28 protein-coding genes are annotated in these 23,904 nt (G+C 69.0%); 2 read left to right on the plus strand and 26 right to left on the minus strand.

The window, feature by feature from the left end; genetic code table 11:
• Positions 1–32: 32 nt before the first annotated feature.
• The 25 genes from Q368_RS0113945 to Q368_RS0114065 all read right to left on the minus strand — a co-directional run bounded on the left by Q368_RS0113945 (position 33) and on the right by Q368_RS0114065 (position 22,237).
• Positions 33–1,694 (minus strand): PAS domain-containing protein, encoded by a 1,662-nt coding sequence (locus tag Q368_RS0113945; protein WP_029459671.1) that lies wholly within the window; start codon positions 1,692–1,694, stop codon positions 33–35.
• Positions 1,691–2,521 carry a cyclic di-GMP-binding domain-containing protein, MshE-related gene (locus tag Q368_RS0113950; RefSeq protein ID WP_029459672.1) on the minus strand — a complete coding sequence of 277 codons (831 nt, stop codon included), beginning with the start codon at positions 2,519–2,521 and terminating at the stop codon, positions 1,691–1,693. Before Q368_RS0113950 ends, Q368_RS0113945 begins: the two co-directional genes overlap by 4 nt.
• 36 nt (positions 2,522–2,557) lie before the next feature.
• Positions 2,558–3,373, minus strand: coding sequence for a tetratricopeptide repeat protein (locus tag Q368_RS0113955; RefSeq protein ID WP_029459673.1), 816 nt, complete (start codon positions 3,371–3,373; stop codon positions 2,558–2,560).
• An 84-nt stretch (positions 3,374–3,457) separates the two neighbouring features.
• A complete protein-coding gene (locus Q368_RS0113960) occupies positions 3,458–4,657 on the minus strand; it encodes an HD domain-containing phosphohydrolase (RefSeq protein ID WP_029459674.1) in 1,200 nt (399 codons plus the stop codon).
• A 95-nt stretch (positions 4,658–4,752) separates the two neighbouring features.
• Positions 4,753–5,262, minus strand: a complete 510-nt coding sequence (locus tag Q368_RS0113965) for a hypothetical protein (protein WP_029459675.1) — start codon at positions 5,260–5,262, stop codon at positions 4,753–4,755.
• A gap of 8 nt (positions 5,263–5,270) precedes the next feature.
• Complete coding sequence (locus Q368_RS23210; RefSeq protein WP_043786005.1) at positions 5,271–6,809, minus strand: hypothetical protein; 1,539 nt, start codon at positions 6,807–6,809, stop codon at positions 5,271–5,273.
• Between the two features lie 62 nt (positions 6,810–6,871).
• On the minus strand, positions 6,872–7,165 hold the full coding sequence (locus Q368_RS0113975; RefSeq protein ID WP_029459677.1) for a hypothetical protein: 294 nt from the start codon (positions 7,163–7,165) through the stop codon (positions 6,872–6,874).
• 11 nt (positions 7,166–7,176) lie between these two features.
• The gene (locus tag Q368_RS0113980; protein ID WP_029459678.1) at positions 7,177–7,680 is read right to left on the minus strand and encodes a hypothetical protein; all 504 of its coding nucleotides are present in this window, start codon (positions 7,678–7,680) and stop codon (positions 7,177–7,179) included.
• Between the two features lie 2 nt (positions 7,681–7,682).
• Positions 7,683–8,102: a hypothetical protein gene (locus tag Q368_RS0113985; RefSeq protein WP_029459679.1), complete on the minus strand. Its 420-nt coding sequence runs from the start codon at positions 8,100–8,102 to the stop codon at positions 7,683–7,685.
• Positions 8,103–8,128: 26 nt separating this feature from the next.
• A complete protein-coding gene (locus Q368_RS0113990; protein WP_029459680.1) occupies positions 8,129–10,048 on the minus strand; it encodes a coiled-coil domain-containing protein in 1,920 nt (639 codons plus the stop codon).
• The gene (locus Q368_RS0113995) at positions 10,045–11,583 is read right to left on the minus strand and encodes a hypothetical protein (RefSeq protein WP_245611349.1); all 1,539 of its coding nucleotides are present in this window, start codon (positions 11,581–11,583) and stop codon (positions 10,045–10,047) included. The genes Q368_RS0113990 and Q368_RS0113995 overlap by 4 nt, the downstream gene beginning before the upstream one ends.
• 17 nt (positions 11,584–11,600) lie before the next feature.
• Complete coding sequence (locus Q368_RS0114000; protein WP_029459682.1) at positions 11,601–12,071, minus strand: hypothetical protein; 471 nt, start codon at positions 12,069–12,071, stop codon at positions 11,601–11,603.
• Positions 12,068–13,717 (minus strand): transglutaminase domain-containing protein, encoded by a 1,650-nt coding sequence (locus Q368_RS0114005; protein ID WP_029459683.1) that lies wholly within the window; start codon positions 13,715–13,717, stop codon positions 12,068–12,070. The genes Q368_RS0114000 and Q368_RS0114005 overlap by 4 nt, the downstream gene beginning before the upstream one ends.
• Positions 13,704–13,907, minus strand: coding sequence for a hypothetical protein (locus Q368_RS0114010; protein WP_029459684.1), 204 nt, complete (start codon positions 13,905–13,907; stop codon positions 13,704–13,706). The genes Q368_RS0114005 and Q368_RS0114010 overlap by 14 nt, the downstream gene beginning before the upstream one ends.
• Positions 13,908–13,950: 43 nt before the next feature.
• The gene (locus tag Q368_RS0114015; protein ID WP_029459685.1) at positions 13,951–14,616 is read right to left on the minus strand and encodes a hypothetical protein; all 666 of its coding nucleotides are present in this window, start codon (positions 14,614–14,616) and stop codon (positions 13,951–13,953) included.
• Positions 14,617–14,625: 9 nt separating this feature from the next.
• Positions 14,626–15,183, minus strand: coding sequence for a hypothetical protein (locus tag Q368_RS0114020; RefSeq protein WP_029459686.1), 558 nt, complete (start codon positions 15,181–15,183; stop codon positions 14,626–14,628).
• Between the two features lie 94 nt (positions 15,184–15,277).
• The gene (locus tag Q368_RS0114025) at positions 15,278–15,736 is read right to left on the minus strand and encodes a hypothetical protein (protein ID WP_029459687.1); all 459 of its coding nucleotides are present in this window, start codon (positions 15,734–15,736) and stop codon (positions 15,278–15,280) included.
• A 39-nt stretch (positions 15,737–15,775) separates the two neighbouring features.
• Entirely contained in the window at positions 15,776–16,684 is a 909-nt protein-coding gene (locus tag Q368_RS0114030) for a hypothetical protein (RefSeq protein WP_029459688.1), read from the minus strand.
• Complete coding sequence (locus Q368_RS0114035) at positions 16,681–17,394, minus strand: phage adaptor protein (protein WP_029459689.1); 714 nt, start codon at positions 17,392–17,394, stop codon at positions 16,681–16,683. The genes Q368_RS0114030 and Q368_RS0114035 overlap by 4 nt, the downstream gene beginning before the upstream one ends.
• Positions 17,395–17,446: 52 nt before the next feature.
• The gene (locus tag Q368_RS0114040) at positions 17,447–18,166 is read right to left on the minus strand and encodes a hypothetical protein (RefSeq protein WP_029459690.1); all 720 of its coding nucleotides are present in this window, start codon (positions 18,164–18,166) and stop codon (positions 17,447–17,449) included.
• Positions 18,167–18,201: 35 nt separating this feature from the next.
• Positions 18,202–19,173: a phage major capsid protein gene (locus Q368_RS0114045; RefSeq protein ID WP_029459691.1), complete on the minus strand. Its 972-nt coding sequence runs from the start codon at positions 19,171–19,173 to the stop codon at positions 18,202–18,204.
• 18 nt (positions 19,174–19,191) lie between these two features.
• Complete coding sequence (locus Q368_RS0114050) at positions 19,192–19,731, minus strand: hypothetical protein (protein ID WP_029459692.1); 540 nt, start codon at positions 19,729–19,731, stop codon at positions 19,192–19,194.
• Between the two features lie 76 nt (positions 19,732–19,807).
• Positions 19,808–20,173 (minus strand): zinc ribbon domain-containing protein, encoded by a 366-nt coding sequence (locus Q368_RS0114055; protein ID WP_029459693.1) that lies wholly within the window; start codon positions 20,171–20,173, stop codon positions 19,808–19,810.
• Positions 20,160–21,953, minus strand: coding sequence for a portal protein (locus Q368_RS0114060; protein ID WP_029459694.1), 1,794 nt, complete (start codon positions 21,951–21,953; stop codon positions 20,160–20,162). The genes Q368_RS0114055 and Q368_RS0114060 overlap by 14 nt, the downstream gene beginning before the upstream one ends.
• On the minus strand, positions 21,953–22,237 hold the full coding sequence (locus Q368_RS0114065) for a hypothetical protein (RefSeq protein WP_029459695.1): 285 nt from the start codon (positions 22,235–22,237) through the stop codon (positions 21,953–21,955). The genes Q368_RS0114060 and Q368_RS0114065 overlap by 1 nt, the downstream gene beginning before the upstream one ends.
• Before the next feature lie 282 nt (positions 22,238–22,519).
• Here Q368_RS0114065 and Q368_RS0114070 point away from each other — a divergent pair, with 282 nt between their 5' ends.
• Positions 22,520–22,936, plus strand: coding sequence for a hypothetical protein (locus Q368_RS0114070; RefSeq protein ID WP_029459696.1), 417 nt, complete (start codon positions 22,520–22,522; stop codon positions 22,934–22,936).
• Between the two features lie 148 nt (positions 22,937–23,084).
• Positions 23,085–23,279, plus strand: a complete 195-nt coding sequence (locus Q368_RS0114075) for a hypothetical protein (protein ID WP_029459697.1) — start codon at positions 23,085–23,087, stop codon at positions 23,277–23,279.
• 108 nt (positions 23,280–23,387) lie between these two features.
• Here Q368_RS0114075 and tsaA read toward each other — a convergent pair whose 3' ends face one another.
• A complete protein-coding gene (gene tsaA, locus Q368_RS0114080; protein WP_029459698.1) occupies positions 23,388–23,885 on the minus strand; it encodes a tRNA (N6-threonylcarbamoyladenosine(37)-N6)-methyltransferase TrmO in 498 nt (165 codons plus the stop codon).
• Between the last annotated feature and the right edge of the window lie 19 nt (positions 23,886–23,904).

Raw genomic sequence — 23,904 nt, forward strand, 5'->3', positions numbered from 1 at the left:
CGCCCACATTCCTTGCTGCCGCGCCCTTCGCGTCATGGTTTACGTGCGCCGCCCTCCAGCGGAAAACGGATGAAAAACCGCGCCCCTTCCCCTGGCCTGCTTTGGAAATCGATGGCTCCGCCATGGCGGACCATGATGGCGTTGCTGATGGCAAGGCCCTGTCCCGTCCCCTTTCCCGCCGGCTTGGTGGTGAAAAACGGGTCGAACACGCGTCCGGCATGGGCCGGATCGATGCCCGGCCCGTTGTCGGCCACGATCACCGTCACGGCATCCGGCTCGAGCGCGGTGTCGATGGCGATGCGGCCGCGTTTCCAGGGCTCCCGTTGCGCCTGCTCCTCGAGCGCCTGGGCGGCGTTGAGGACCACGTTGAGCAAAACCTGGGACACCTCGTGGGGTTGACCATAGACCAAAGGCAATTCCGGGGCGAGGTTTAATTCCACTTCCGCGGCCTGCTTCCAGGCGTTGCGGGTGATGGTCACGATGTCGCGCACCTGGGCGTTTATATCGAAAAAAAGCGCCTCGCCCGTGCCGGGATGGGACATCTGGCGCATGGCCGCCACGATCTCGGACACCTGCCGGATGCCCTTGCGGGTGTTGGCGATGGCCAGGGGCACCTCCTGGCGCAGGTAGTCCATGTCCAGCTCTCCTTCCAGTTTCCGCACCCGGTCCAGGGCCTCGGCCAGTGCCCGCCTGTCCGGGCCGGGGTCCGACGCGCTGCCGGCGACGCGCGCGGCCGCGTCGGCGAGCGCCGCCTGGGCGGTCAGGAAGACAAGCAGTTCGCCGAACGCCTCGTCGAGAAACCCCGCATTGTAGCCTACGTACTGGATGGGGGTGTTGATCTCGTGGGCGATGCCCGTGGCGAGCTGGCCGATGGCCTGCATGCGCCGCTCGTGCAGGGCCTTGAGTTCCCGGGCCTTGATCTCCGAGAGGTTCTGGCCGAGCAGGAGCACCCCGGCCTCGCCCCGGGGCTCGGGAACGGGATTGACCGTGAGGCCGAGCAGCCGCTCGTCGCCGCCGGGAAGGCGGCAGCGCACCTCGTCCACGCGCACGGGCTGGAGGGTGCGGCGGCTTTGCGCCACGGCTTCGCGCACGCAATCCCCTTCGAAATCGAGGCCGACGTCGAAGAAATCCCGACCGGCCACCTGCGCGGAAACCAGGCCGAACACGGCCTCGGCGCTGGCGTTGAAGCGCCGGATGCGGTTGTCGCCGTCAAGGCTCACCAGGATGGACCGGATGGAGGAGAGCAGCATCTCGATGTCCTGGGTGACCATGGCCATCTCGCGCTCGAAAGCCTGCCGCCGGGTCATGTCGCGCACGATCTCGGCCAGGCCGATCAGGACGCCCGCCGCGTCGCGCAACGGATGGCAGACGATCTCCAGGCTCCCTTTGCCGCCGCCCAGGCCCGGCACGACGGCCACGCGGGAGGTCTTTTCGCCCGTGGCCAGGGCCTCGGCGGCGGGACAATCCGCGCAGATGCCTTCCGGGGCGTCCGGGCTTGCCTCGCACGGCTCCCCGACCGCGAAGGCCCTTGACGGGAAAAGCCCGCGCATGGCCGCATTGACCGCCAGGACGCGGCCCTTGGCATCCAGGAAACATACGCCGACGTCCACGGCTTCGAAGAAAACGCGGAAAAAAGGCGCCAGGGGATCGGGCGCGCAGGCGGGGGCCTTTTTTCGCGACCGTGCGCGGCTCATCCGGCCCTCTCTTCGAGCCAGACGGCCAGGGCGGCATCGCCCGCAGGGGTGACGCCCCGCACGAAAAGGCAATCTCCGGCGGGGCGGTCAAACGCCCGTTTCCTGTCCACCCTGCCTTCGGCCAGGCACAGGGAGGCGTCGCGCAACATGTCGCCGCATTCCCGCAGCACCGTGTCGAAAACGCCGTCCATGCCGCGAGCCCCGGGGGCATCCCCCAGGCCTGCGGCAACCGCAACCGCAAGGGTGGACGAAAACCCGAGCGCCGCTTCCAGGGCGCGGCCGTCCGGAACCCGCCCCACGAGAAGCGCGCGTTGCGGAAACCCGTCCCAGTCGAGGGGCGCGCCTATGCCCTGCGCCTCCAGGGGCTGGCCGGCAAAGCGCCGCACGGCTCCGGCCAGGGCGGCGAAAAGGGTCTCGGCCACCTTGTTGTCGGCGAAAAAGTCCTGGAGATAGCGCAGGGGGAGTGGGCCCTGCGCGCCCCGAGCGACATGGCGGCCCATGAGCTCCTGGTAGCGCTCCCGGCTGATGTGCCCGCGCAGGAGCAACGCCTCGCCGAGATAGGTGTGCTGGACCTTTTGCAGGAAAAGCAACGCGTCCAGGTCGCGCCGGGACAGGCAGCGCTCACGCACGGCGATGTCGCCGAAAAGTCTCGGGTCGTCCCGTTGCCGCTCGCGAATGGCCATGACCTGCTCGGGAGTGAGCGCCCCCCGGTCCATGGCCACCTCGCCGATGCGGCGGTTGTTTTCGCGCTGGAAGCGCAGGCCGTCCTCGAGCTGCGCTTCGGTCACGGCTCCCTGCTCCACGAGGAAGCGCCCCAGAAAACTCATGCCACGCCCCTTTTCACGGCCCCTCCGGCCGGCTTGTCACCGCCCCAGGCGGCTCGCCAGGGAAAAATCGGGATACGGCTCCGCCTCTTCCTGCTTCTTTTCGACGGCGCGCCGGAGGTTTTGCGCCTCGGCGAAACCGGGATCGAGCGCCAGGGCCATATCCAGGAATTTCCCGGCCAGCCGGGGCTTTTCCTTTTCGTAGTAGGTCCTGGCAATGTTGTAGAGCAGGTGCTCGTCGCGCTTGGTCAGGCGGTACGCCTTGAAATAATAGCGCAAGGCCTGGGCATACATGCCATGCTTGCGCATTTTGATGCCGAACTCGTTGAAAAGATGCTTGTGTTCCTCGCCGAAGGCCGCTTCCAGGGTGATGATGCGGCGGCAAACGAGGTTGGCGTTGTCGAGTTCGCCCCGGTCGAGATAGGTGAGCCCCAGGCCGAAGGTGGCGCGGATATGCTCCTCGTCCACGCGCAGGGCGTTTTTGTACTCGAACTCCGCGGACATGTGCTCGCCCTGGCTGCGATGCGCGTCGGCCGCGTCCACGGTTTCGCGGACCTGGCGCATCATGGGCGCGACCTTGTTGAGGTAGAGATCCGGCTCCGGCAGATAGTTCGCGAGCAGTTCCTCCCTGCTCACAAGCCGCGCCTTGCCCGAAGGGATGAAGTGTTTGTTGAGGTTGCGCACGACGAACGATCCGTCCGCTTGCTCCTCGGCGAAAACGAAGATGTTCTGCTTGACCTTGCGCTTGGTCGTGCCGAACCCGATGACGGATTGGGACTGCGTGGAAAAGACCCCTTTGAACTGCTCGCCGGGCTTCCCGACAGCTTCGTTCCCGGAGCCAGGAGATGCATCCATGCTGCGCGCCTGGTTGGAGGTTTCCGACGAGGCCGGCGGCGGCCCGCAAGCGCCCTGCTCTGGACGCCGCCCGGAGCGGTCTTGCTATCCGTCCAGAATCTTGGCGAACGCCAGCTTTTCAGCCGGCGGCACGAGCACGCGCCAGCGGGCCTTTTTCCCTGAGACGGCCCCGAGGTCGAGCAGGCGGCGAATGGAAAGGGTATTGAGTTCGAGCCCCCGTCCGAACACCAGTTCGCCCTTGAGGTCCGCCACATCCTGATCGAGAAGCATGCCCGCCGCAAGCCCGTCGCCGGAAACCAGCCTGGGCTCGTAGCCGTCGGGCATGGTCGCTAAGGACTCGAGCGCATCAAGCACCTCGGGGTCGTACCAGCCCTCCCGGCCGTACATGCGTTCGAGGCTCTCGGTCACGGCATTTTCCGACTGGCGCTTGAACCGGTACAGGGCCTCCAGGGTGTCGAAATCGAGGGCGACCTTGAGGATGCGCGCGCCAAGGGGGATGCGCTCCCCCTTGACGCCGTCCGGAGGCAATCCGCCGCCGTCGTAGCGTTTTTCCTGGTAGGCGATGATTTCCGCCACTTCGCGTAGGCGGGGGATGTTCGCGACGAGGTCCGCGGCGACCTTGGGATGCATGGCGAACTGGTAGGCCTTGTCCCCGGGCAGAGGTTCACCCCGGTAGGCCTTGCGCAGGATGTCGGCAGGCAGGCCGGCGCAGCCGATCTGGGAAAGCATGGCTGCCAGTTCCAGCCGCCAGGCGTCCTCGAAGCCCAGATACGCGCCCAGTTCCATGGTCAAGCGCTTGACCCGGGAGGACTTGCCGAACGCCTCCGGGCTCACCATCTCGAGCAGGTTGGTCAGGAGCTTGATGGTGCCGCGCACCGTGCCGCGCAACAGCTCCTTTTCCGCGGCCTGCAACTGGTACTGGCGCAAGCCGGCGGTCAGCGCCTCGGCCAGGTCCTCTTCGGGACAGGGCTTGGTCAGGAAGCTGAACACCTTGCTCTTGTTGACCGCGGCCATGGCCACGGCGATGTCGGCAAACCCCGTCAGGATGATGCGCACGGCATCGGGGCGCAACTCCCTGACCCGGCCCAGAAACTCCACCCCGTCCATGCCCGGCATGCGCAGGTCCGAAACGACCACGGCCACGTCCAGGCCTGCCGCCAGCATATCCAGGCCGACCTGCGGCCCGGCCGCGACCTCGACGTCGTAGCTTTTACGAAAGGCGCGCGCATACGCCGCCAGGATTTCCTGGTCGTCGTCCACGAACATGATGCGCGGTTTTTCCATGGGGCTCCGGGGCCGGCCGGGTGTCCAGGAGCCGGCGGCCCTACCCGCGTTTCCTAGGCCATGCGCCACGCTTTTTCAAGACGGGCGGGCAGCCCTCAGGCAAGGGGCCAAGCCACGCCGTCGCGGGCCGCGATAATGCCCGCAGCATCCGCAGCCTCCTGGACGGCCTTTTTCCCGGCCAGTCGCGCACGCTCCACCAGCCGGCCGTAATCGCGCCACTTCTCCGCTGCGGCCAGCACCGCCGCCGCCACTTCCGCCGCGCTGTCCGCGGTCACGCCGATCTCGTTGAAAATGTCCGGATACTCGGCCTCGGTGGGCGTGGGGTCCTGAAGCAGAGCCGTAGCCTGCGCCTCCTTGGCCTGGTAGGCGGCCATCTGGCCGGCACCGGGCGTCAGCACCGTCTGGCGCAGTCCCTCGGCTTGGGCATCGATGGCCGCGCAGGCGGAAGTCCTGGCCGCATCAAGGTCGATCGCCCAGGGCTGCCCGATCTCTATGGGTGTGCCGTCGGGGACGGAGAGAACTAAACAACCAGGATAGAGGCCGGAAATATTCTGGGTGTCGCCATGATATGCCACAATGTCATTGTCAAAGATGATGAGTTGCATATTCCCACCTAGAAAGATGACGATATATAGGAGTTGCTGTTTCCGACCGTATTCAAGGCAGGAGAATAATCCGTGCCATTCCCTCGCGTAATCATGTACGCCGTAACGGCCAGGATATTGGACCAGCTGGCCGCCCGGACGCCTATCGTGGTGCAGTTATCGACAATCGTCAGGACGTTTACCGATATGATGCCGCCGATATACGCGTAAAGTCCATATTGAGTGCCCTTGATCACGCCGCCTTGCACGCCGACGCTTGCCGCTTCTTGTGCGAAAATCCCGTTTTGTCCTCCGTAGACGATGAGACTACCGACAAACGTTTTGCCCTGGCTCCGGGCTTTCACGGCCGTCGCTGTCCCGGACTGATCGATGCGTATCCCCGCCAGCAGTTTGAGCCCCTTTAGGATGTCGATCATCACCAGTCCGCTTGCGCCGGACAGCACACACCGATTGCACGGCTTGATGACGATGCTGCCGCCGCCGACCGTGGCCGAAGCAATCGTTTCCGCCGCGCACGTGATGACGGTGTTTGTGCCGTCGAAAGCCACCCCGGAGGCCAGATAGCCACCCTTGAGGCCACTCGTACTGCTGCCAGTCAGGCCGAAAATGTCGCCATCCTGCAGGACGCCCGTTCGGTCGCCGGCCACAGTGATCGTCTTGGCCGTGGTGTCGATGCTTGCAATGGGCACAGTCATTTCGGTCGATGTGTTGCCAAGAATCTGGATCTTGTCCGCGTCGGGATGGTCGATGGTGATCGTGCTCGACACCAAATACGTCCCGTCCGCCACCTGGATCGTCACCGTCACGCCCGAGGCGATCAGTTTGTTGCGGATGCTTGCCAGCGCCCGGGAGATGGAGGCGAAAGGGGCGTTCGACGAACCGTCACCCGTGGAATCGCTCCCTGTCGTGGCCACATGGAGTGTCGTGTCCGCGGCGATGAGCCCCTTGGCAGATCCGGCAAGCCCGGCCGGGGTGACGGCTTTATCGACGCAGGCACCTGCCTGCGTCTCGGCCACCGTGGCCAGCTGCACCTTGCCCTTGCCGCCTGTCGCGGCGTCGGAAACCCAGGCGTCGACCGTTCCCGACGCGTCGGACATGACGATTTTCGTCCCGCCGGGTGTTGCCGTGGCGTTTGCCTGGTCCTGCACGACGCGGGAAGCGGCATCAAGGGAAGCCAGACCGGATGCGGCGGCCTTGGAGGCGAGAAACGCATCGATGACGGCATGGCTGTTGGCCCCGACGCCGGAAAGCGCGCCGTGGGCCACCACGCCGCCATCGGCCGTACCCGTGTGCCCATGGTTGGCCAGCGACGCCGGGATGTCGTTGCCGTGGAGCACGGCCGCAAGATTTGCCGTAAGCCCGTCGGCATCCAGGGTCAGGGTCACGGTGGTCCGGTCCGCATCGGCGACGTAGAGCGCCGCAGCCACGGTGCCGTAGCGCGCGCCGTCCGCGCCGCAGTCGGCAAAAATCCGCACGCCGGGCGAAAATTCGGCCGTCCGATCGCCCGTGACGGCAAAAGCGTTCGATTCCAGGAAACTGGCGGTCATAAGGCTCCCTCCGCAAATCCGGTCCGAGCAGGATGTTGGGGTGTGGCTGGCTCCGACGAAGATCAGGAGAACCGCGCGCGCACGGCAAGGCACGCCGTGCGGCCGACGCCGGCCCAGCCGCCGAGCGTCAGCGAGGCCTGGATCCGGTAGACGCCGGCCTCGGCCAGGTCGCCGGCCTTCGTGACGTAGCGGATATGGCGCGTGACGCCGTCTTTTTCCACGAGGCTGCCGGCAAAGGCACGCACCGCGCCCGAGGGCGCGCGCACGAGCAGGGCCGGCGCGCCCGCGCCGGCGATGTCCCGGCCGCAGTCCACCAGCAGTTCGACGCCCGTATCGCCTTGGTAAATGCTGTCCATTGCGACTCCGCTCAGGTTTGTTCGATTGCGACCAGGGAGGAAAGGACGACGGACGGGGCCACGGCGCTCCCGAGCGCGATGCGGGTCGCAAAGGGCGAAACCAACCGCGCCACCGCGCGCAGCCCGGTTCCGGGCAGGGATTGCGGTGCCGTCAGGGCAAGCACGGCCGCGCCCGGTCTCGCGACGGTTCGGCCGCGCCAGCCGGCAGTCCCGGTATGCCCTTGTGCCTGCGCAGGCGAAGCGTTCGCCGCCGCGAGGGAGTCTCCCCTTCCCGGACCGGCTGCCGCCCTGGTCCAGGCACGGGAAGCGGCCGCGCGCGCCGCGCCTGCCGTGGTCACAGAACCGCAAACCGCCTTGCAGGCCGCCGCCGCGCAGCCGGCGCGGCCCGCGACCGTCACGCCCGCGGCGACCAATGCCGCGCGGCAGGCGGCGATGTCCGTGGCCACGGCTCCCCCGCCGAAACCGGCCGCCTGATCGGTCCAGGCCGCGATCCCGTCCAGCCATGGCGTCGCCACGGCTACTCCAGAACCAGGACGCCGGCCGCGTCAAAGGTCACGGAGAAGGTGCCGCCGGTCACGCCCACGTCCTGGCCGAAATCGAGCAGGCACAGCAGCGGATTGGTCAGGCCGCCGGCCGTCTTGGCGGCGTAGACCACGGCGTAGCGCGCCGTGACCGTGGCCTCGGTCCAGGATGGATCGGCGGCGTCGAGCACGGCGGCGTCGCCGGAAACGCCCCAGGTCACGCCGGAGAGGACCGCGCCGCCTGTGGCGTAGCCCGCGCCCGAGACCTCGGCCGCGACCACGTCGGCGAACGTGGCATGGCCGGAATCCGGCACGTAGGCGTGCGTCAGGAGCGCGCATTTGAGCGTGTCGGAACCCAGGGCGAACATCCCTTCGCCAAACCCCCGCTTGCAGGACGCATAGATGCGATTGGCCATAAACCCTCCTGTCGTGCGTTGTTGCGTTAGACCTTGTAATTGTAGTTGTGGTTGTAGCTCTCGCGGTAACCGCTGGATTTTGACGTTGCTTCGCTGACCGAGCGCTGGGTGGACTCCGTCGTGCTCGTATTTGTGCGTTGTCCGATGGACTCGCTGTAGCCGATCTGCGCCGAGGCGTTGACGGAACTGAGCGCGCTGGCCGCCATCTGCGCCGAGACCTGCGCGCCGGAGCGGATCTTTTCCGCCTCCAGGCGCAGTTCGCCGAGCGAGTTCTGGAGAAGCATGTCCGCTTCCTTGATCGAAACCTCGGCGGACTTGAGGTAGGCGTCCACCTGGGCGGCATGGTCCTTGGAGCGCAGGTCGGCCGCGTCGCGGCGGGCGGCGAGCCCGGCCTCGTAGGCGCGCAGCGAGAGTTCCTTGTCCTTGAGCAGGACTTCGGCCGCGGCCCGGGCCTTGGCCAGGTCGGCCTCGTAACGGCTCACGTCGGCCTTGTAGGCGTCGAGCTTGACCTTGTTCTCCTCGGCGGACACGGCAAGCCGTGTTTCGGCCGCAGCCTTGGCCGCGGCGACGCGCTCGCCGTAGGCGCGCACCTGCTCGGCATAGACCCGCGCCTTGGCCTCCTGGCCGGCCATGGCCGCGGCCTGGGCGTTGTAGCGGGCGGTATTGGCATTGACCGTGGCCACGTAGGCCTGCACCTGCGCCTCGTAGGCGCTGATGCGGTCCCGGCTCACGGCCGCCTTGGCCGCCGCGCCCTCCATGCGTGCCTTGTAGAGCGCAACGAGCGTGGACGCGCCGGAAAGCTCGGCCAGGTAAAGGTCGGCGGCGCGTTTTTGCGCCTCGCCAGTCAGCCGCGCCCCTTCCAGCCGGGCCTTGTAGGTCTCCAGCTCGGACAGGGCGGCGCGGATGCGCGCCTCGAACACGGCGGCGTCGGCCTGGTAGCGGGCGAGCTGGGCGTTGTGCACGGCCACCTCGGCGTGCAGAGCCTCGTAGCCGTATTGCGCCAGGGCCTTGGCCCCGTCGAAGGCGCGGGCGGCCGACTGGTTGAAGAGCTCGATGCCCTGCGCCTCCAGAGCCAGGGAGTCGCTCACGGCGGCCCTGCCTTCTTGCGCGGCCATGTCCGCCTGTTTGGCCAGGATGTCCAGGTTGCCGGCGGCGACCTTGTCGGCGTGCGCGGCGTAGGCCTGGCGCAGGGCGTCGGCCAGGGGGCCGGACAGAGCGGCCGTGCCCCGGGCGGCGAAGCCGTCGGCAAGCTCGGTGAGCCGCGTCGCCAGTTCGTCTTCCAGGCGACTTTTCGCCCGCTCCCACAACCGCGTTTCGAGTTCCGGGCCGTACCCGGCCCCGCCCGCGCGCACCTCCCCTTCCAGGCGCGCGGCGAGCGCCTGGCGCAGGGAAGAATCGTAGGCCGCCTCGCGGGGCATGACGAAGAGATTGCCCGGGGCGAGGAGCTCGGGCATGGGTGGCCGCTCGCCCTCGAAGGTCGGGGTAATGGGGCCGGGCAGTTCGGGAATGGCCACGGGATCGAAAACCGGCGGATCCGGCAGCACGATGGCGGGATCGGCGGGCGTTTCGATCTCAGCCAGGGCCGGCGCGCCGCTCGGGGCCTCGGGCCAGGCGAGGTCCGGCTCCTCGGGCAGGATCACTTCCGGCGGGACCACGGCGAAGTCCGGCACGGAAAACCCGTCGAGACGCGACGTGGAAAACTCCGGCGCCTCCGGCGCGGCCACGTCGTCGACGACGACGGCGGCAAGCCCCGGGACGTCGGGCACGCCGGGGTATTCCGGCGTGCGCGGCAGTTCGGGCAGGTCCACGGACGGATACGTCAGCTTGGCCACACCGCCCAGACGCTCCAGGAACGTCAGCGCGGAATACCAGGCGTCGCTGGCGTAGTTCTGTGCCGTATCGAACTTGTTGCGGACAATGCCGGCCGCGCCGGTGGAATCGCTCATGACGCCTCCTTGGGGATGGTGATGGCGGTCAGGCCCAACGCGGCGGCCTGGGACGCCTCATGGTCGTCGGCCACGAACAGGCCGGTCAGCGCCTCGAGTTGCAGCAAATAGGCCTGGGCCGGAGACAGGGCGTAGTGGAAAAAGCGCGGCAGGCAGACGTCCATGACCGGATTCATGCGGTATGCGCCGATGGCCGCGTCGGTCGCGCCGTTGTGCAGGGTCCAGGCGTTGACGCCGCTGGCCTGGTAGGCGCAGGCCGCGTCCATGGCGCAAAGGGGCTGGCGTCCGGCGTAGACGACGGCGTCGGCCGCGTCTGCGGCGGCGACGTAGAGCCGCACGGCTCCGTCCGCCGCATGGGTCATGACCACATGGTGCCACACGCCGCGCGCGATCGGATCGCTGACCGCCGGGGCGTAGCCGAACTGGCTTTCGAAGCGGGACAGGCGCGCGCCGAGGAGCCGATCGCCGTTGTAGAGGAAAAGCCCCGCCGCCTGCAGGCCGATCACGAAGCCCCAGGGATGGGGATAGGCCGCGCCGCGCGCGTCGGCATAGGCCTCGCCGGCAAGAAGCGGCGCGCCGTCGCAGGCGGTTTCCACACGCTTCGCGCCGAGGAGGGTTTCCGTATAGGCGGCGTAGTCGGCATTCCAGGGCGCCCAGGGATAGGTGACTGTGGCCGACCAGTCCGGATGCAGGTGCGGCGAACAAAACCCCAGCAGCGGCGAGATGGAGCCCGGGCACTCCCAGGTGTAGTCCGCGCCGTCGGCGCTTTGCAACAAATAGACGCGAAAGGGGTTGTACACGCCGCGCGCGTCGTAGGTGTAGTCGTAGTCCAGGGCTTCGCGCAGCCGCACCAGGCAACTCACGGAAAAGGGCGCGTCGTCCGGGATGTGGTCGCGCCCGAAAAGCAGGCCCGAGGCCGCGCCGCCCGGCAGCACGAACACGCCGCGCCGACGCGCGATGCCGGCTTCGGGCAGGCCCTCGGGTTCGGCCAGGCCGACCTCGCCCGGGGCAACGACCGTCACGGCGTCGCCAAGGCCCAGGCTCCAGCCGGCGAGCGTTCCGTCCGTCACGGCGTTTTCCAGGCCGTCTCCGCCTTCGTATCGCGCCAGGCAGTCCGGGATGGCGAAAAAAGAGCCCGCCTCGCGCACTTGTGTCCCGGGCAAGGCTCTGCGACGCGGCGCGGCCTCCCACCCGGCCGGAGCGAGGATGTCCACGCTGTCGAGGCTCCCGTTGCGGCGGCAGACGAGGGTTTCGCCGCCGGGCAGGCGCACCGTGCGGGAAAAGACCGGCAGCTCGAAGACGTTTTCCCGGTGCATGACGCCCAGTTCCCGCAACGCCCGCGCGCGCAGCCGGGCCAGGTACGTTTCGCCGTCCTCGAGGCCCGCGCCGGCGAGCCCGCCGGGGACACGCAGCCGCGCCGTCGGCCGGAAATCCGCTAGCTCCCGGGCCGTCGGAATCCGAAGTTCCGAAAGCTCCAAAGCATCGAAACCGCCTTCCGCCCCAGAGAGCCCCTCCACGGAGCGCGCGCCTGCCATCGACCGCCCATCCGCGTTCACGGCCGCCTCCGGTCAAGGGGCACGACCGCAAGGGCAATGGCCCCGATGTCCAGGGCCGCACCGTCCACGTTTTCAAGCGCCACCCGCCAGGCCGTGCCATAGCCGCGCGCGAGCCGCGCCGTGGCCCGGCCGGGGAAATTGCCTTCCCCCGACGGGCCGAGCCGGCCGCAAAGCGACGCGTCGGCCCCGCTTTGCGCCGAGACGGCCAGTTCGCCCGCAACGACGCCTTCCACGGCCACGCCCACAAGGCGCTTGGCCCCGGGCAGGCCGCAATCCGTGGCCGGCAGGGCCGCGCGGGCGGCAATGGCGACGCCTGCGTCGTCGTCGCCGCCCACGCGGTAAAGCCCGTCGGCATCGGCCAGCAGGACCGCGCCGTCATGGACGCAGGCGGCCCCGGACGGCAGGCCGACATGGGTCGTAAGCGCGCCGCTTGAAAGTTCCAGGGAAAATCCCAAGGTGGTCGTCATACCCATTCCTCCCCGGCGGCGGGATCGAAAACATAGGCTTCCAAATCCTCTCCCGGCGCGACCGCCTCGCCCCGGACCGCCAGCGCCTGGGCAAAGGCCGCGGCCACGGCAAAACGAAGCGGCGCGGCAAGGCCCAGGCAGTCCGGCAGCGGCGACCCAACGGCGGCTGCGGCCAGGAGACCGTCCAGGCCGTGCAGGCGCGCGACAGACGACGGCAAGGCGCAGCCGCCGCGGCCCAGCATGCCGGCAAGCCCCCACGCCTGCGCCCGGGCGCGGGGCAGGCGCGCACCGGCAGCTGCGGCCGTGCGCTGCCGAGCATCCGCCGCCGCGCGCTGGCGCGGCAAGCGGCACGTGCCCCGGCCGGCGCAACCGGCAAGGCCAGAAAGCGTCGCCAGGGGTGTCGCCACAGCGCCCCTTGCGCCGACAAGGCCGACCACGCCCGGCCGCTGCAGCGCGGCCTGCCCCCAGGCCGATCCGGCCGAAGCCAGCGCAACCGGCGCAGGCAATTGGCAAGCCCCGGCAGCCGCGCTCGCCGCCTGGCACGCCAGAAATCCCGAGGCGACCTCGACCGCGCCCCGCGCGCCAAGCGAAGCCTCGCCGACCAAGTCCAGGGTGGGCAACAGCACGGCATCGGCCGCCGCCCGGGCGAAAAACGCCGCCGCGGTGGCGCGCACGGTGAAAAAAGCGGAAGCAGTCAGGGCGTAATCGACCAGACCGTAGTAGGCCGCCTCACCCAGGACCGGCCGCGCGGCGACCGCGCCCTGGTCCGGGCCGAGTGTCCAGTCGAGCGCCGTCCACAGGCCATCGCTTTCGCGCTTGTAGGCGACCCAGGCATGGCCGATCTTGTCGATGCCCACCCGGCCGAAGGCCGTGACCACGCGGTCGGCGGGAATCCCTGCGGCGAGCAGCAGGCCGTGGAGCAGGATCGCCCCGTCCTCGCAGTCGCCGCTGCCCAGAGAATAGGTGCCCAGGGCGCAGTTCCAGACGTCCGCGCCGTCCTCCTCCGCCACGTAGGAGACCGCCCGGGCCACGGCGTCGCACAGCGCCACGGCCACGGCGTCGCGCCCCGTCGCACCAGCGGCAAGGGTCGCGGCCAGGGCCGCAAGTTCGGAGTCGCCTTGGCCGAGCAAGGCCACCACCGCCGCGGAACCCGATGCGTTGACCACGGGATTGTCCAGGCCGCAGGCAAAAGCCCTGCTCCCGAGAGCGGGAAGCGCCAGGGCAGTATCGCCGTTGCGGTTGGCGTCGCTTTGCGCCGCCGCGGCCGTGCCCGGCAGGGTCACGGCCGCCGTGCCGCCCGTTGCGGCCACGGCGAAAAGGGGTGTTGCGACAAGGGAAACCAGGATGGCCGGGGAGGCCGCGCCAACGGTTCCGGGCATGGGCATGGCGCACGTCGCCCCGTTATGGACCCAGCCCGCGACAGCCCCGGTCAGGCCGCACGCCGGCAGCGCGCACGCGCCAAGCGGCCGCCAATCCCCGACGGCGGCGACCTGCGGCAGGGGCAGGGGCAGGCCACCCTCGGCCGTGGTCACGCCGCACGTGCCGCTGGCCGCGACGACGCAGCCCACGGGGACGAGTCCCGTGCCGGAGAGAGCTTCCTCGGCCAGTGGCTCGACGGAATAGAGGTAGTCTTCAAGGGCGGGCATGGGGCCTCCCGATGCCGACGCCGCGCCCGCCGCCGTGGCGCACGCACACGAAACGCGTTTGGGCGAAGGGATCGGTGCGGTCGGGGACGGGCGCACCCGTCCCGCTTTCCGACGCGGCAAGCGCCGCCAGCGTCTCCGGCGTCGCCAGAGGCGGCACGTGGCGCGCCGCCGTGTCCGTTTGCTGTGGCATCGAGGTCACCTGTGCCTTTGTTCCGAGCGTTGCGGCCACGGCCTTAAAAATCCCCGTACAAGACGAGTTCCGCCACGTTGTAGATGCCCTTGATGTTGGGCTTGAACGCCCGCACGACCATGCGATAGGCCAGGAAGTGGCGCGGATCGGCAATGTCCATGCGATCCGAAAGAAAGACGCCGTCGTCCCACCAGTCGCAATCCTCGTCATAGTACGGGCTCGAGAACGTGACGCGCATGCCGGCAAACTGCGTCATGGAGAGCAGCGTCGCCCACTCCGTCTCGTCGTTGGAGCCTTCCAGGGAAAAATCCGTGGGATAGCCGCAGGGCGCGGCGCTCATGGGACAGTTGTAGGAAATGGAGGCCACGGAAGAGAACTGGAAGCTGGTGACGAGTACGGGTTCCTCGAAGCGCAAGCCCACGTATTCAGGCACGGCGTTACGAGGACTAGGCATCCAGCTGCCGTTGTAGAGGTCGCCGTTGCCGATCAGGAAGTTGTGTACCTCGTTGGGATTCTCCACCTCCATGGAGGAATAGAAGACTTCGCCGCGCGTGCGGCAGATCCTGTCGGCGTCGGCATGGACGCAGCCGGGGACGTCGTCAAAGCGCCGGGCGAGCAGCAGGTCGCGATAATACTGGGGATCGTAGGGATCGGGCGTGACCGTGACGAGGCCGTCCGCCGTTTCCCGGTAGAGGGCAAGGGTCTGCATGGCCTCTCCTTAGAACAGCAGTGCGGTGTCGCCGCCGAGTTGCAGGCGTCCCGTGACCACAAGGCCCCCGGCCGGCATGTCGCCGACGAACCAGGTGACGGCGACGCCGCTCGAGGCGTCGGCGTCCTGGACGGTCGCACCCTGGGACGCGACGTCGTCGAGATCGGTGTCGGCCGCCAGGAGCGTGTCCCAGACGTCCACGGTCTCGAACGCGCGCCGGATGCCGAGCGCCTCGACGCGTACGCCCTTGATCACGGCCAAGGCGTAACGCGTGGAATCCGCGTCCGGCAGGTAGAAGCGGCCGTAGCCGTAGTGAGAGACTTTGAGGTCGAACACGTCGTCGTCGCCGGTGTCGGAATAAATGATTTCCAGGCTGGGCAGGGCCTGGCCGGAGACGCAGGCACCCTGCAGGACGCCGCTTTTGGGCGTCTGCGCCAGGTTCACCCGGCTGCCGAAGGAATAGGGCGTGGCCCGGGCCTCGGAAAACGCCCGGCCGCACGCGACCCGCACGCGGGCCGGAAAGCCTTCGAAGCGGCAATGCATGGACTGTGGGTAGATCTCGGACATGGCCTTCTCCACCGCATGCGCGCGGTTCCCGCGTTTTCCCTGCGGAGCCGGGAAACACCTTCCCCGGCTCCGCGCCGCAACCGGTCGCCTCCGCCTAGGAAGCGGGCATGGTCACGGTGAAGCTGTCGATAGTGGTGGTCGCGCCGGCGGTAATGGCGGTGCTGCTCATGTTGAGCTGCGCGCCGGAGGTGGAGACCGAACCGTCGAAACGGGCATGGGTCGTGTCCGCGCCGGTGGTGCGGTCGGTGGCGTAGAAGCGGAACCAGCCCGCCGTGCCCGTGGCCGAGGCCACGCCGGACCAGACTTCGGCAGCGGCCTTGGCGCACGCGCCGTCGACCGGGTCGTCGAAGTTAAGGCCGTTTTCCCCGGTGCCGGGGCTGAAGGTCCCCGAGGAGACGGTGATTTCCAGAAGCGGCGTCGCACCCTCGGCGTCGTCGGCGCTGGAGGGCTGCACGCCCGGGAAGAGACGGATCACGCCGTACTGCATGATGCTTTTGAATCCCGAGGTGCCAAGCAGCTTGTTGCGAAGACCGGTGGAGAGACGAAGGGCCATGCTGGCGCTCCTTGCGGCAAGAGGTTGCGGCAAAAATGCCTAGGATTTGAGGAACAACAGGTATCGGCCACTCCCGGCCACGGCGCGGGCCCGGGCGGCGGGGATGCGGGCGGCGGCCAGGCGCGTGACCCGGCCCGAGGGCAGGCCCAGGTACACGCCGTCGCGGCCGGCCCAGACGGCGGCGTCGCCCGTGAGCTCCCGACCGGCCACGGCATCATGGCGGCCGGCGGCCAGGGCGGCGTCGCTGCCGGCAAGGGGTGGCACGGGGCTTGCCCGGACAAAGGTCATGGTTTTCGGGTCGGTGCCGGCGGCGAAGATCACGCCGGCGGCGTCGCCGACGAAAAGCCCTCCGGCCACGGGCCGCAGCATGCGCACCCGGCCCGTGGCCGGCGGCAGGTAGCCGGCCAGGGCATCGACCCAGTCGTTGAGCCCGGCCCCGGCGGTGAAGCGCACGAGCGCGCCGTCGGCGATCCATATCCGGCCGGCGAACGCGGCCAGCAGATGCCCGGCGGGCGGCGCGACGTAGCGCCCGTGGCGGTCCGGACCGGGATAGCGCCCGCCGCCCCAGGGCTCGGCCGCGCCGTCGCGGATGCGGCCATTTTCGAAGCCGTTGGCAAAGTAGACGTCCGCGCCGACGCCGAGGAAGGCGACGTCCGCGCCGGGGGTCAGGCCCTCGCGCAGCACGCGCGGCTGCCCCCCGGCCGGGACACGCAGGATCGCGCCGTCGCGCGCGGCATAGAGGTCGCCGTCGTGGGCAAAAAGGGCCTCGTAACCGCCCTCCCCCAGCCGGACGTACCCCGGCCGGCTCCTCAGCCTCCCATCGACCACATCGACGTTGACGGCCTCGGCCAGGGCATAGGTTCCCTTGTCCGGGTCGCAGGCGAGCCCCAGGGGCGACGCCGACGCGCCAAGCCCGAGGCAGCGGGTCAGGCGACACTCCCGGCTCACAGCCAGCCCTCCCCGAAGGCGCCGGGCACGTCCACGGGCTCGGCCTGGACCGTCGCCGGGCCGTAAAGCCCGACCAGCTCGGCCAGGGCGGCTTCGTAGCGCGCGGCATAAGCCTGGGTCTGCGGTTTCCTGCCTTCGGCCCCCTCCTCCAGGCGCTCGAAAAGCTCCCGGCAGGCAAAGGAGACGAGGAGCCTCCCGGCCAGGTGCGGCGGCAGGCAGGATGGCTTGTCGGCATACCCGGCCAGGGGGTCGGGCAGGCGGTAGTAGCCGACGGCGATCTCCACGGACGTTTGCGGCACGGGCAGCACATGGAGCCTTCCCGCGCCGGGGGCGGCGAAGCGCACGGGACCGTTGGCGGCAAGGCGCGAGGTCCGCCGCAACGCGGCCGGATCGGACAGGATGCGGATCCGGCCGCGCCCGGGGAGGAGGAAGGCATCGGTCGGGCCGTGCTGCAAGTCCGCCGGCAGCGCGGCATGTTCCTGCCCCGGTCCGAAGGGGAGCCGGGATTCGGTAGCGAGGGCCGGCAGGCGCGTGGCCGCGGCGGCACCCAGAAGCCCGCGCAGCAAGGCGCGCGCGACCTCTTCTTCGCCGACCGCGGGGTCGTCCACAATTGCCGTCACCTCGGCCACCAGCGCGCCCAGGGCGTCGGGGCAGGCGCTGCGCATCCCCTCGGCCGCCGTCCGGGGCAGAAAGAGTCGAGCCTCGGCCATGTCTGGCTTCCTCCGCTATCGTTGGCAGTTGCGTGTTCGGGGGCGACAGGGACTAATCGAGGGTCAGGAAGCAGGGCTGACAGCGGCCGTCGGTGAAGGCGGCGGCAAAGGCCACACCGGTCACGGGCTGGTCGGTGTCCAGGGTCGCGTTCATGGCGGACAGACTGCCGGGTGCGGCCCCGGGCACGAGCATGCTGCCGACCGGAGCCGCGCCGGCGGCCAGGCAGCAGGCCACGCCCCCGGTCTGGGCGAAGTAGTAGTGCCCGGCGGGCACGTCGCAGGGCGCAACGCCCACGGGCAGATTCTCCTCCGTGGCCGAGGCCGTGACCCCGCCCCAGGGCGAGGGCACGAGGGAGATCTTGGAATCGACCGTGAGCGCGGCGCGAAGCGGCTCGGCCAGCGTCAACACCACCGTCCCGCCCGCGGCGCAGGCCGTGTTGGAGAGGATGCGGCACTGCATGCCCTTGCCGGCGGCGTCGGCCACCTGGAGAAAACCGTCCTCGTAGGCGTTTTCGGCCACGGCCGATGCGCCCACGGTGAGCGACAGCACCCGGTCGCCGACGGCGGCCGGCGTGGCGGCCAGGTTCTGGTGCGCGGCCACGGCCGCCGGGGCCAGACCCAGGGTGCCGGCGGCGAGCGAGGCCGCGCCGGCCTTGGCGTAACGGAACTTGCGGCCGTCGGCGGTGATGCGCAGCGCGCCTACGGCTTCGCGCTTGGCCGGCGAGGTTTCGGCCACGTCCTGGGTGAAGCTCAGTTTCATGGGCTGGGCCATGTTTTCCTCCGTTTGTCGACGTTTTTGGGGGAAGGCTAGGACAGGTTGGAATGGCAGGCGTGGGCGCGGCGGTTGGAGCAGATGAGGTTGCCGTGCCAGAGGATCTTCATGGAGCGGCCGGCCGGTCCGGCGAGATCCACCCAGGGCTGGCGGGCGAAGAAGCCGTTCTGGTGCACGGCGAATCCCAGGTAGTTGGTATTGAGCGCGAACAGGTGGCCGGCAGGGCAGTAGTCGTCGGCGGCCACGACCATGCCCTCGTAGACGAGGTGGGTGAAGCCGGCGCTGGCCACCCCGTCGTCGGTGACGAAGCGCTGCTGTACCTGGAGGATGCGCGAGACCTTGTTGTAGAGGGACTCGGTGGTGACGGCGATGTTGGGCTTGCCGTCGCGGCCGTCGGAGACCTTGGCCGCGCTGCGCAGCTCCTGGAGCACCTCAAGGCTCACGGTCGCGGCGTCGGAGACGGTCACGCCCTTCCAGGGCTTGGTGCCGTCGGCGGCCAGCAGGTCGTTTTCGGCGATGCCGCCGTAGGCTTTGTCGGCGTCCGCGCTGGTCAGGGCGCGCAGGCCCGTGAGCGTCGGGGCCTCGTCGCCGGCGGCGGAATAGAGCGTGGCCGCGAGCCAGCTCGAGCAGGTGCGCTGGGCGGTCTCGATCTTCTGGGTCACGAACTGCACGGCGGCATAGTCCCCGGCGGCGGCCACCTCGTCGGTCAGGTAGACGGTGGCGTTGCCGTAGGCGTGCTTCCAGTTATAGGCGGCGGCGTTGACCGTGACCCGGTCGTCGCTGGACAAGGTGTCCGAGCGGGTGAAAAAGCCGCCCTCGGCGTCGGAGTAGTTGAGCGGCACGCGGATCCTCTCACCGCCGCCGGGCCGCTCGAACAGGCCCGCCTGGCGGTTCATGAGCAGGTCCAGGAGGAAGGAGTTGCGGAAGTAGATGTCCACGGCCTTACCGCCGGCGGCGGCGAAATAGTCGCTGGTGATGGACTCGATTTCGGTCATCGAAAGGGACATGCGGTCTCCTCCTTGGGGTTAGACGCCGGCGGACTGGCGGCGGGCGGCAAGACGGGCGGCGAGGACGGCATTTACGCCGCCGAACTTCTCGGGCGCGGCCAGGTCGGGATCGACGCCGCGTCCCCGCCCGGCGTCGGCCGGGGCGACGCTCAAGGTGCGCGCCAGCCCCTTGGCGCGGAAGCGTTCCATGGCCCGGGCCTCGGCCGCGGCGGCAGCTTCCTGGCGCGCCGTTTCCAGGGCGGCGGCGTGTTCCTGGCGCTCGGCCTGGAGATGGTGGGCGAAATACGCGCCCACGTCGTCGAGGAGCCCGTTGGCGCGCTGCTGTGCCTCCAGGGAGCCGTCCGCGGCCAGGCTGCGGAAATCCGGGTGTTCGGCCACGAAACGGTCCATGAGGGACTGGCGCTCGACTTCGCGACGCCGTGCGTCCAGGGCGTCGAGGCGGTTTTCGAGCAGCGCGTCCAGGCGTTTTTCCAGTTCGGCGAAAAACGGTTCCACGGCGGACAGGCCGGGATCGACGGACACGGCCGGTTCGGGCGGCGCGACGAAAGTGGCTTCCATGAACCTCCCCTTTTCTCGGGTTGACGGTTGGTATGCTCAAGGCCCCTGGCGGAGGCCGGCGGCCGAGAGGGCGCGATCAGGACGCGGCGCGGCGCGCGGCGAAGCGGTCCAGGACTTCCCGGGCGATCTCCGGCCGGGGCGCGGGGGCGCGGCGGCCTTCCCCGGCTTCCTGGGGACGCAGGCCTTCGCCGGCCATCCAGCGGCGGTAGTTGGCGCGGCTCGGGTCGGCAAGAAAGGCGCGTACGTGGGGTTTGGGCGAGTCCTTCTCGACCACGGCGGTCACGGACCCAAGCCAGTCGGCGTCGGCGCGGTAGCCCCGTCCCACCGAGACGAGGCGTTTCGCCGTTCCGCCGCAGGCGCATACGGCCTCGACCTCCTCCATGCCCGCCATGGCCTCGAACACCCGCCCGCAAACCCGGCACTCGAAGTCATAAAGCGGCATGCTTCCCCTCCCCCTCCTTCTCGGGGGTCCGGGGGGGATAATCCCCCCCGGCCGCCGGAGGCATCTTTCCTCTTTTCTCTCCTCCTCCCCCATCTCCCCCCTCGCCCATGCGCCCGAGCACGGCGGCGCGGCCGGACCAGTCGAGCTTTTCGAGGAGATCGCGGCGGTCGATGGCCCCCATTTGATAGAGACTCAGGGCCTCTTCGCGCTGCTGCACCTTGGACACGGGCATGGTGGAACCGGAAACGACGGTCAGGCGGGCGGGCACGCGGCAGCGCGCGCCGTGAAGCGGAGCCACGGCGGCGCGGCCCTCCTCGGTGAAGCTGATCCAGCGTTCCTCGGTGTACCAGTTCTGCATGTGGCTCAGAAACATCCGGCCACGTTCGCGAATGAGGCGCGAGTAGTTGCGGATCTTGCCGCGCAGCAGCGTCGCGGCCTGTTCGATGAGCGCGGCGATGGCCCGGTAGGCGATGACCGGCCGGTCGGGCGCGGCGGCGCGCTCCAGGTCGGACAAGCCCGAGATCTGGCTGAACAGCTCGCGGTAGAGGGCGAGAACACTTTCGATGTCCTTGGTGTTGTTGACGAATTCCAGGTAGCGGATGCCCTGGGCCGCGGCCATGGACGTGGGGTTGACTATCCCTAAGCGGTTGGTGAAGGCGGCGTTGGCCACGCCCGAGTCCCGGGGGTTGATGATTTTCGGCCGGGCGCAGCGGTCCTTGTGGGAGGTGAGCTGGGCGAGGCACTTGTCGATTTCGTATTGCAACTCGGCGAGTTGCTCGAAATCCGACGCCCCCCAGAGACTGACCGGATCGGTCAGGGAATTGGCCAGGGCAAAGGGAAAGCGGTCGTAGAGGTAGGTGGCCATGGCCTCGTCCGGGGCCAGGGCGGGATTGACCGAGGGATTGGGCCGGTCGTCGAGCACGAGCCGCCCGGCGCTGGCCACGGTGACGCAGCGGATGGAGCCCGGATAGCGCGGGCCGTCCCCGGTCATGGTGTAGTCGCGCACCCAGCATTCGCAGACAAGGGCCGTGTCCTCGCTTGGAGCCGCCGCGCCGCTTGCGCCGGCAAGGCTTCTGAGCACCTCGCCGAAGCGCGAGAAGAGCCCGCGCCGGGACCCGTCACCCGTGGCCATTTCCTGGCGGTTGTCGCCGAGGCTCGCCAGGAGCGCGGCGTCGCTTTGGATCTTGCCGGAGGCCTGGGGCCAGCGGCGTGCGACCTCGCGCAGGGGCATGGGCGTGAAATGCAGCACCGCGGCGGCGTCGCGCAGGTCCAGGCAGTCGGTCGGGAACACGCCGAAAGCGAAGGGATCGACGACCACGGTGCGCACCTCGCCGAGGCCGTACTCGAGGTCCGGGTCGAAGACGACCTTTTCCACGGCCACGCCGTAGGTCTCGCCGTTTAGGACCGAGCGCTCGAACACGGCCTGCTGCTCCTGTTCGGTCCACCAGCAGGCGGCGGCGCGCTCCAGGGTGCGAAAGAGCGTATCATCGCCGTTGGGGCCCACCCGCGTGACGTTGAAGGTGGGGTTGTTGTCCGTGAGCATGTTGACGGTGCGCTGGCGGTGCAGGTGCAGCAGGTTGGCCGAGGCCGCGCCGGTCGGGGCTGTTCCGCGCCAGGCGCGGTTTCGGCCCAGGCGGTAATGACTGGTCCATTTTTCGGCCAGGCCCAGGCGGGCCTTGTCGGCGACCACGGCCTCGAGAAGCTCGAAAACGCGCGGTCCGACCAGATCCGGGCGCTCGGCCGGGGGCAGCAGTTCGCCGGAGCAGGCGGCAACGGCCATTATTTTCCCTCCTTGCGGCGACGGGTAGCCGGGGTTGCGGGGGCGGCGGGAAGCACGAACGCGCCCGCGTCGGTTTCGAGGCTGTCCGCGCCGGCCGGCTCGTAGCCCTGCGGGTGGTGTCCGCAGTAGGGGCAGCGGGCGTGGGCGAAGGCGGCCTCGGGATCAAAGGGCGGGGGGAAGCCGGGCTCGAGGGGACCGAACATGGCGCCGAGAAGCGGCAGGCGGAGGTCGGCGGGATCGAAGGCGGCGATGGAGGCATGGCAGAGGCGGCAGCGCAGGATCATGTCGGTTCTCCCCTTTTCGCGGTGGCGTTCCCCGCCGCCCGCAAAGCCCATCAGTCCATGCAAAGCGGACAGGAACCAGCCAGTTCGCGTCAATTTCTTCGTTTCAGGGGGAAAAACCCGCCGGCATCCTGCGGCACCGGCTGAGCGTTCACTCGGTTTTCACCTATAGCTGATGAAAAAAGTCACGCGGAATCGGGATGTTGCTTTCTTTTTCATTGTAGCGAACAGCACTTTGGGGTATGTAGAATCGCATTCCAATTTATCCCACGGAGGAACCGCCTTATGCTTGGCATGGAGAAAAAAGTCCGGGCCCTGTACGGCGACGATGTGGAAAGCAAAGTGGACAATCCCGTTGTGGAAGCGAAAGAAACGGCCAATTCGGCGCGGGCCGGCCTGGCGCTGGCCATTTTGGCCATCGTCCTGGCTTTCGGCGTCTACGTGGCCCTTGACGCGAAACTGTCGAGCGTGGCCCAGTCCGTCGCCGACGTGCCGGCCAAGGTCGCGGCGCTCGACGCCAAGATCGCCCAGTTCGAGGGCCTGCCGGCCAAGATCCGCAAACAGATGCAAGCGGACAAGGTGGCGGAGTTCGCCGCCGCGGCCGATCGCCTGGCCGCAGGCCTCGATGCGGCCGAGCACAAGGCCGCCATGGCCAAGATCTCGGAAATGGCCAAGCAGCTGCAAGCCGACGTGGCCAAGTAGCGTCCTGGCAAAACGGGAGCGTATCGCCTCTCTCTCATGAGATGAGCCTCCGACGGCCAACAGGCTGCCACCCGCCGGAGTCCCCACGGGACTCCGGCGCACGGCGAAGCCGCTTCAAGGGCAGGATGCGGGGGCAAGGAGGGGAGTCATGGGACAGTATGTGGTCGGCGTCACCGACGGCTACCATTCCATCGCCTTCGCCGACGGGCTGGAGCCCGCTACGCGGCGTCCCTTTTCCATCACCTCCCCTTCGGACCTGACCCGGGCCGAGGCGGAGATGCCCGCAGCCATGCCCGCCTTGGCGGAAATCCGGCGCGGGGCGCTCACCGATCTGTCCGCCTGAGCCTCACGCGCAGGCCGCAACGACGACAAAGGCCGTCGCCCATGAGGGGCGGCGGCCTTTTTTTTGCGCGATGCGAACGAAGCGGAATCGGGAAGGCGACGAAAAGCCTCAGCTCTTGGGCACAAAACGGCCGTCGCTGCGCAGGCCGGCGACGTCGCTGTCGCGGCCTTCCATCCAGCCGCAGCGCACGGCCGCGCCCGGGGCGTCGAAGCCCGGGGCGTAGGGTTTGATGTCCAGAAGCGGCGTGCCGTCGAGCACGTCCACGCCGCGCACCTGGACCACGGCGCCCGCGACGGAGACGACCTCGACCACGGACAGGCCGATGGGGTTGGGACGCCTGGGCGCGCGCGTGGCGAAAAGCCCGCGCGGCGTGCGGTCGAGAAAGGGAGTGACGGTCAGGTCGTAGCCCGACGAGGCGTGGAACAGATAGAGGAGATAGATGTGGGAAAAGCCGTCCAGGTCGGCCAAGGCCGGAGCCAGGGCCGGATCGAGTTCGAGCCGCCCCAGGACGTCGCGCGCCCCGCCCGGCTGGATGGGCATGCCCGACAGGCTCGTAAAGGGCGAACGGATGGTGCCGATAGGCGTCAGGGTGACAGGTTCCTGCATGTATCGCCTCCCGGGAAAG

It is taken from the genome of Solidesulfovibrio alcoholivorans DSM 5433, from assembly GCF_000702665.1.
GTDB classification, from domain to species: Bacteria; Desulfobacterota; Desulfovibrionia; order Desulfovibrionales; family Desulfovibrionaceae; genus Solidesulfovibrio; species Solidesulfovibrio alcoholivorans.